Raw genomic sequence first — 7,659 nt, 5'->3', positions numbered from 1 at the left:
CGCAGGCGCAACTGCTGGCGCTGCTGCGGCAGGCCCGCGACGGCGCCGGCACCCACGCCGGCCATCCAGGCTAGGGCGCCACGACGCATCCACTGCGGAGGTGGAATGCATGCCGGCCTCACCGCCACGAAACGAGCACGCAATGCACTTCAATCGCCTGGATCTGAACCCGCTGGTGGCCCTGAACGTGCTTCTCGAAGAGAAAAACGTGACCCGCGCGGGCGAGCGCCTGCACCTGAGCCAATCCGCCATGAGCAGCACGCTGGCGCGCCTGAGGGAATATTTCCAGGACAACCTGCTGGTCCCGGTCGGGCGGCGGATGGCGCCCACGCCCCGGCTGCGGACCATACCGCGCCCCCCACCTCCGACGACTGCTGACGGTCGCCGATGCCTGCTGGCGATCTTCAGCGGCTTGACAAGTCTGAAATAACTCCCATAATACGGTACAAGCGTATCGATTAACAATACGGATCGGCTGCCGAGACAGGCAAGCCGCAGCCGCACATTCGGGAGACAGGAAGGCATGAGCAGTCAATACGACATCGTCGCCATGGGAGCCGGCCACAACGGCCTGACTGCGGCGGCCTATCTCGCCAAGGCCGGCAAGAAGGTGCTGGTCCTGGAACGCAAGTCCTATCCCGGCGGCGGCGTCAGCACCCGGCAGCTGAACATCCCGGGCTACTGGCACGACGAACACAGCAGCGTGCACATCATGATCCAGGGCAATCCGATGCTGCGCCAGGACGAACTGGGCCTGATCAGCCAGCATGGCCTGGAGTACAGCTACTCCCCGATTCCCCACGCCACGATCTTCCCGGACCAGACGGCCCTCTTCACCTACAAGGACCTCGACAAGACGTGCGAGGGCTTCGCGCGGATCTCCCAGAAAGACGCGGACACCTACCGCAGTTTCGTCAAGGTCAGCCAGCAGGTGCTGCAGATGTTCATGCCGGGCCTGTACGCGCCGCCACCGCCGCTCGGCGAGCTGGTGGCGATGCTCGACCGCAGCGACGAAGGCCGGCTGATGTTGGACTTCATGAACCGCGACTGCCTCGACCTGGTCAACCAGCGCTACGAAAGCGATAGGATCAAGATCCATCTGCTGCGCCTGGTTAGCGAGAACCTCCAGTGTCCGAACGAGTTGGGCACCGGCATGGGCGTCCTGCTGATGCCGGGCATCATCCACACCTACGGAGTGTCGCAGCCCATCGGTGGCAGCGGCAAGCTGACCGAATCCCTGGTTCGTTGCCTCACGTCGCATGGCGGCGAAGTGCGCTGCGATGCCGAAGTCGCCAAGATCCTGACCCGAGACGGCCGCGCCGTCGGTGTCCAGCTGACCGACGGCGAACAGATCATGGCCCGGGACGCGGTCATCGGCGCCATCCATCCCCACGTGATCCGCAAATTTGTCGACGACGTGCCCGAGCCCGTCATGCGGCGCGCCGAGCAGGCGACGCTGGCGCCGTTCTCGATCATGGTCAGCCACTACGCCCTCAAGGAGAACGCCAGGTTCTACGCCGGCGAGGAAGTCGGATACGCGACGATGCTGGAGCTCATGGCCACCGACCGGCTCGACGAAATGATGGCCGACTTCGACGACCTCAAGCGCGGCCTGATCACCGAGCGCCGCCTGAGCGCTGGCGGCGACGAGAGCATCAGCGACAAGACCCGGGTCCCGCCCGGGGCGGGGCTGTTCCACGGCATCACCTTCGCGCCCTACACCATCAAGGATAAGCGCTGGGCCGGCCGCCACTGGGACGACATCAAGGAAGAGATCGGCGATCTCTCGATGGAGCACTACCGCAAGTTCGTCTCCAACCTGACCAGCGACAACATCCTGGCACGCACCATCGTCACCCCGGCGGACCACGAGCGCTCCAGCCCGAACAGCATGATGCGCGGCGACCTGCACGGCGTCGCGCCCTACTTCTACCAGAGCGCCGGCCACCGCCCGACCCCGGACCTCGGCCAGTTCACGGTGCCCGGCGTCGACCGCCTCTACCTCGCCGGCCCCTTCCAGCATCCGGGCGGCGGCGTCTACGGCGCCGGGCGCGCCACCGCGATCAAGATGTTCGAGCAGCTGGGCATGGATTTCTCCAGCGTGAGCGCCGGCAGCCGGCAGGACCTGGGCACGCCGGCCAACGTCGACGCCGTCCGCAAGAAGGGCCTGATCCTGCGCGGCGCGGCCAACGAGGAACTGATGCACGTCGAGTCCCTGAAGCGCCGGGGCAACGAGCTGATCATCAAGGGCAAGAGCTTCGGCACGATGCCGCTGGAAGCCCGCCTCGACGCCGACTCGGCCCGCGCCGGCCTGAAGCTGCTGGGCCTCAAGCAACTGTCCTTCCTCGCCTCACTGCCTTTTCGCAAGGGAAACAAGCCATGAACCTCAAACGCTTCGCCGACTACATCCGCCGCTTCAACGCCCGGGACCCGGGCGCCTTCGAGGACTACCTGGCGCCCGACGTGGCGGTCCAGAACGGCACCCTGCGGTATACCGGTGTCGAGGCCATGAAGGCACACTACGCCCGGATCTGGTCGGGCATGAAGGAAACCCTGGACCCCCGGCGCGTGGTCTGCGACGCGGACACGCTGGCGGTCGAGATGCACACCCATTTCGAGGTCCTGAAGAATGACCCGGATTCGCTCTTCGGGCCGGTCGTCCAGGGTGAGACTTTCGACTACACGGGAATCATCATGTACCGCATCCGCGATGGCCGGTTTGCCGATATCCAGGTCGCCTACCTCGATTTCGTCCATACCGACGTCCAGGGCCGCCGCCGCTCGCTGGGCATCCCGCACTAGCGACCGCCCGGCGCGCCGGACCACACCCATTTCCAGGAGAATTTCTTGAGCCGAAGCCATCAAGACCGGGTCGCCCTCGTCACCGGCGCCGCCGGCGGGCTGGGAGGACCCTTCGCCCTGCGCCTGGCCCGCGAGGGCTGCCACATCGCGATCACCGACCGGGCGCCCGCCGACGACCTGGTCGAGGCGATCCTGGCGACCGGCCGCAACGTCCATTTCGAGCCCTGCGACCTCGCCGACGGCGAAGCGGTCGAGCGGCTGGCGGCCAGCGTCCTCGCCCGCTTCGGACGCTGCGACATCCTCGTCAACAACGCCGCCTACATGCCCTTGCTACCGCTGGAGCAGATCGACCGCAACGCCTTCCGCCGCTTCCTGGCCATCAATCTCGAAGCCCCGCTGATCCTCGCACGCATCCTGGCCGCCGACATGGCCGGCCGCGGCTACGGCCGCATCGTCCAGATCGCCTCCAGCACCATCGGCAACCCGATGCCCGGATTCTGCTCGTACATCGCCACCAAGATGGGCGGCGTCGGCCTGGTCCGGGGCCTCGCCGCGGAACTCGGCCCCGAGGGAATCACCGTCAACGCGATCTCCCCCGGCCTGACGAGAACCCCGTCCTCGGAAAAGGAACTGCCCACGGCGCTGTTCGAAGCCGTCGTCCAACGCCAGTTGATCAAGCGCACGGAAGTCCCCGAGGACCTGTGCGGCACGCTCGCCTTCCTCACCTCGGAGGACGCCGGATTCATCACAGGGCAGAATATCTTCGTGGACGGCGGGACCGTTTTCTGAATCTGGAGTCGATCGAAATGAGTCAAGGCAACAAAATGACCGGCGGCGACGCCATCGTCCAATCGCTGATCCGCAATGGTGTGGACACGCTGTTCGGCATCCCCGGAGTCCAGACCTACGGCCTGTTCGACGCGCTCCAGCGCAACCAGAAACGGATCCGGGTCATCACTCCGCGCCACGAGCAGACCACCGCCTACATGGCGATGGGCTATGCCAAGTCGACAGGTCGGATCGGCGCCTTTTCCGTGGTGCCCGGCCCCGGCATCCTGAACACCACGGCGGCGCTGTGCACCGCCTATGGGGCCAGTGCCCCCGTGCTGGGCATCACGGGGCAGGTGCCGTCCGAGTACATCGGCAAAGGCATGGGCCACTTGCACGAGCTCCCGGACCAGCTCGCCACACTGCGCACGCTCACCAAATGGTCGGCCCGCATCGAACACACCAGCCAGGTGCCCGAGGTCATGCACAGCGCCTTTCGCCAACTGCAAAGCGGACGCCCGCGCCCGGTGGTCGTCGAAATGCCCTGGGAAATCTTCACCGCCACCGCCCCGGTGACCCCGATCGAGCCGCCAGCCGTCTATCCACAACCCGAAATCGATCTTGACCTCATCGTCCAGGCCGCCGCGCTGCTCAAGAAGGCCCACAACCCGCTGATCATGGTTGGCAGCGGCGCCCAGCACGCCGCCCCTGAGGTCCAGGCGCTCGCCGAGCAACTGCAGGCGCCGGTGGTCAGTTGGCGCGGCGGGCGCGGCATCGTCAGCGACGAGCATCCGCTCGGCCTCACCTGCGCGGCGGGCTTCAAGCGCTGGGCCGAGACGGACGTGGTCATCGGCATCGGCTCGCGCTTGGAAATGATGTGGTTCCGCTGGCCGGACCTGGGCAGGCAGCGCCAGTTGATCAACATCGACATCGACCCGGTGCAGATGGTGCGCCTCAAGCCGGCGGTCGGCATCGTCGGCGACGCCGCCCGGGCCAGCCGCGGGCTGCTCGAAGAAATCCGCCGCCACGAGGGCGCCCGCCCATCCCGGACCGAGGAATTCCTGGCGGTCAAGACGCGCACCCACGCCGAAATCCAGAAGATCACGCCGCACGTCCAGTACCTCGATGCAATCCGCAAGGTGCTGCCGCGCGACGGGTTCTTCGTCGAGGAAATCTGCCAGGCCGGCTTCACGTCGTTCTACGGCTTTCCGGTCTACCAGCCGCGCACCTACGTGACCGCCGGCCACCAGGGCACGCTGGGCTACGGGTTCCCGACGGCGCTGGGCGTCAAGGTGGGCAACCCCGACAAGTGCGTCGTCTCGATCACCGGCGACGGCGGCTTCCTGTTCGGACTCCAGGACCTGATCACCGCAGCGCAGTACCGCATCAATCTGGTCGTCGTGGTGTTCAACAACAGCGCCTACGGCAACGTCTACCGCGACCAGCAGCGGCTGTTCGAGCGGCGCACGATCGGCTCCGAACTGAGCAACCCGGATTTCATCAAGCTGGCCGAGAGCTTCGGCATCGCAGGCGAGCGCGTCCATGCCCCGGCCCAACTGGCGCAGGCCCTCGAACGGGCATTCGCCGCCGACGCCCCGGCCCTGATCGAGGTGCCGATCGACAAGGACCAGGAGACGCCGCCATGGGAATTCCTAATGCCCACCCCGAGCGTCTAGCCCTGTCCCCACGGAGTTTCCTGTGAACACATACGACATGACTATCAACGGCCGCGCCGTGTCCGGAGCCGCCACCTTCGAGGTCGTCAATCCGGCCACCGGCGCGCCCTTCGCCCGGGTCGCCGCCGGCGACGCGAGCCACGTCGATGCCGCGGTCAAGGCCGCGCGGACCGCGTTCCCGGCCTGGAGCCGGACACCGGACGGGCAGCGCCAGGCGCTGATCGGCCAGCTCGCCGATCTGCTCGAAGCCCACATGGCCGAGCTGATGGAACTGCTCACCCTCGAAAGCGGCAAACCCCTGATCGGGCTCGACGGCATCGGTTCGCAGATGGAAGTCGGCGGCGCGATTGCCTGGACACGCGTCACCGGCGGCCTGTCCCTGCCGGTGGAGGTCATCCAGGACAACGCCGAGGCGCGCATCGAGGTACACCGCAAGCCTCTGGGCGTCGTCGGCTCGATCACGCCCTGGAACTGGCCGCTGATGATCGCGATCTGGCACGTGATCCCGGCCCTGCGCGCCGGAAATACCGTGGTCCTGAAACCGGCCGAGGTCACCCCGGTTGCCACCGCCCGTTTCGTCGAACTCGCCAACGGCATCCTGCCGCCCGGGGTGCTGAACATCGTCATCGGAACCCACGGCAGCGGCATCGGCTCGGCGATCGCCGGCCACCCCGGCATCGACAAGATCGTCTTCACCGGCTCCACGCCCACCGGCAAGAAAATCATGGGCGCCGCCGCGAACAATCTGAAACGGCTGACACTGGAACTTGGCGGCAATGATGCCGGCATTGTTCTTCCCGACGTGGACCCCAAGGCCATCGCCCGGAAACTCTTCAAGGCCGCTTTCCATAATAACGGCCAGACCTGCGCCTGCCTGAAACGCCTCTATGTGCATGAAAGCATCTACGAGGCACTCTGCGATGAGCTTGCCATCCAGGCCAGAACCGTGGTGGTCGGCGATGGGATGGCCGACGGCACCGAACTCGGACCGCTGCAAAACGAGGAACAGCGCCAGATCGTCCAGTCGCTGGCCGACAATGCCAAGTCCCGGGGAGCGCGCCTCCTGACAGGCGGCCGGGCGATCGCCCGGGCGGGGTATTTCTTCGAGCCCACTATCGTCGCCGACATCAGCAATGGTACGCCCCTGGTCGACGAGGAACAGTTCGGACCGATCCTGCCAGTCATCAAATACCGGGACCTCGACGAGGCGATCGCGCTCGCCAACGATAACCCCAACGGCCTGGGCGGTTCGATCTGGTCGAACGACATCGCCCTGGCTACGGCGCTCGCCCGGCGCCTGGAATGCGGCACGGCCTGGGTCAACGAGCATGGCGCCATCCAGCCCGATGCGCCGTTCGGCGGCGTCAAGCAGTCCGGGATCGGGGTCGAATTCGGCCATTACGGACTTGCGGAATACACTTCCATCCAGACAGTCAAGGTCATGAAGAACTGAAACCGCATGCCCTCGAACGGAATCCAGCGGCCAGCACAAGCAACGGCCGCTGTTTGCGCTTTGCTACTATTGCTGCGGATGCCATGGGATAATTTCAGGCTTCCAATGACTCCCACACTGGTACCAGGAGAATCCGCATGCCCCGAAGCGGCGCTCAAGCCATTGCCCAACCGAACACCCAGGATAAGGGGGGAATCCAGGTCATCGCCCGTGCCGCTGCGATCCTCAGGATCCTGCAGCGCCATCCCGATGGCTTGTCGCTAGGAGAAATCGGCAAGCTGGTCGGGCTTCCGCGGTCCACGGTCCAGCGCATCGTCGATGCCCTGGACCAGGAAAACCTGCTGATCGCCTCATCCGCGACCATGGGGGTGCGTCTGGGGCCGGCCCTGATCTCCCTGGCCGCCGCAACACGCTTCAACATCGCCGACTCCGCCCGGGGCACGCTCGAGGCCTTGGCCAAGGAAACCGGCGAGACCGTCGACCTGTCCCTCATGGACCAGGACAAGGCGGTCTTCATCGACCAGATTGCCGGCAGCCATCGCCTGGTCGCCGTCTCATCGGTCGGCGCCTCGTTCCCGCTGCATTCCGCCGCTAACGGCAAAGCCATGCTGGCGCTGCTGAACGCTTCGGAACTCGCCAAGCTGAAAAAACGTCTCCACCTGGAAAAGAACACGTCGAATACGCGCTCTTCATGGGATGCGCTCGAAACCGAACTGGCCACAATACGCACGTCGGGCATCGCGTTCGACCGCGAAGAAAACTCCGAGGGCATCTGCGCCGTCGCTATGGCCTTCCGCTGCCACGGCGATGAGATCGCCGCCATTTCCATTCCGGTGCCGACCCAGCGTTTCGCCATCCGCGAGCAGGAACTCATCGCAGCCCTGTCCAGGCACTGCGGCGCGCTGATCAAGCAACTCTGACAAAGCAAACACGCAGGAAAAGGCTGCCCGTAAAACAGGC

Annotated in this window: 6 protein-coding genes and 1 pseudogene; all 7 read left to right on the top strand. The window is 65.7% G+C overall.

The genetic code is table 11. The annotated features are described in order from the left end of the window. Positions 1 to 142: 142 nt before the first annotated feature. Positions 143 to 349: pseudogene (locus VDP74_RS13985) on the top strand (LysR family transcriptional regulator); the annotation flags it as partial. A gap of 174 nt (positions 350 to 523) precedes the next feature. Further along, positions 524 to 2,383: an NAD(P)/FAD-dependent oxidoreductase gene (locus tag VDP74_RS13980; RefSeq protein ID WP_323000258.1), complete on the top strand. Its 1,860-nt coding sequence runs from the start codon at positions 524 to 526 to the stop codon at positions 2,381 to 2,383. After that, a complete protein-coding gene (locus tag VDP74_RS13975; protein ID WP_323000257.1) occupies positions 2,380 to 2,802 on the top strand; it encodes a nuclear transport factor 2 family protein in 423 nt (140 codons plus the stop codon). The genes VDP74_RS13980 and VDP74_RS13975 overlap by 4 nt, the downstream gene beginning before the upstream one ends. Before the next feature lie 45 nt (positions 2,803 to 2,847). Further along, complete coding sequence (locus tag VDP74_RS13970) at positions 2,848 to 3,591, top strand: SDR family oxidoreductase (protein WP_323000256.1); 744 nt, start codon at positions 2,848 to 2,850, stop codon at positions 3,589 to 3,591. A 17-nt stretch (positions 3,592 to 3,608) separates the two neighbouring features. Then, on the top strand, positions 3,609 to 5,246 hold the full coding sequence (locus tag VDP74_RS13965; RefSeq protein ID WP_323000255.1) for a thiamine pyrophosphate-dependent enzyme: 1,638 nt from the start codon (positions 3,609 to 3,611) through the stop codon (positions 5,244 to 5,246). A gap of 22 nt (positions 5,247 to 5,268) precedes the next feature. Beyond that, positions 5,269 to 6,699, top strand: coding sequence for an aldehyde dehydrogenase family protein (locus VDP74_RS13960; protein ID WP_323000254.1), 1,431 nt, complete (start codon positions 5,269 to 5,271; stop codon positions 6,697 to 6,699). A 137-nt stretch (positions 6,700 to 6,836) separates the two neighbouring features. Next, entirely contained in the window at positions 6,837 to 7,619 is a 783-nt protein-coding gene (locus tag VDP74_RS13955) for an IclR family transcriptional regulator (protein WP_323000253.1), read from the top strand. Positions 7,620 to 7,659: the final 40 nt, after the last annotated feature.

This window comes from Castellaniella sp. (genome assembly GCF_034674885.1).
Lineage (GTDB): Bacteria > Pseudomonadota > Gammaproteobacteria > Burkholderiales > Burkholderiaceae_B > Castellaniella.
This window is presented reverse-complemented; position numbering and strand designations above follow the sequence as displayed.

What these genes read in the sequence shown, in the direction of transcription:
- VDP74_RS13975 (WP_323000257.1), top strand. Translation starts at nt 2,380, where the DNA reads ATGAACCTCAAACGCTTCGCCGACTACATCCGCCGCTTCAACGCCCGG.
- VDP74_RS13955 (WP_323000253.1), top strand. Translation starts at nt 6,837, where the DNA reads ATGCCCCGAAGCGGCGCTCAAGCCATTGCCCAACCGAACACCCAGGAT.
- VDP74_RS13980 (WP_323000258.1), top strand. Translation starts at nt 524, where the DNA reads ATGAGCAGTCAATACGACATCGTCGCCATGGGAGCCGGCCACAACGGC.
- VDP74_RS13965 (WP_323000255.1), top strand. Translation starts at nt 3,609, where the DNA reads ATGAGTCAAGGCAACAAAATGACCGGCGGCGACGCCATCGTCCAATCG.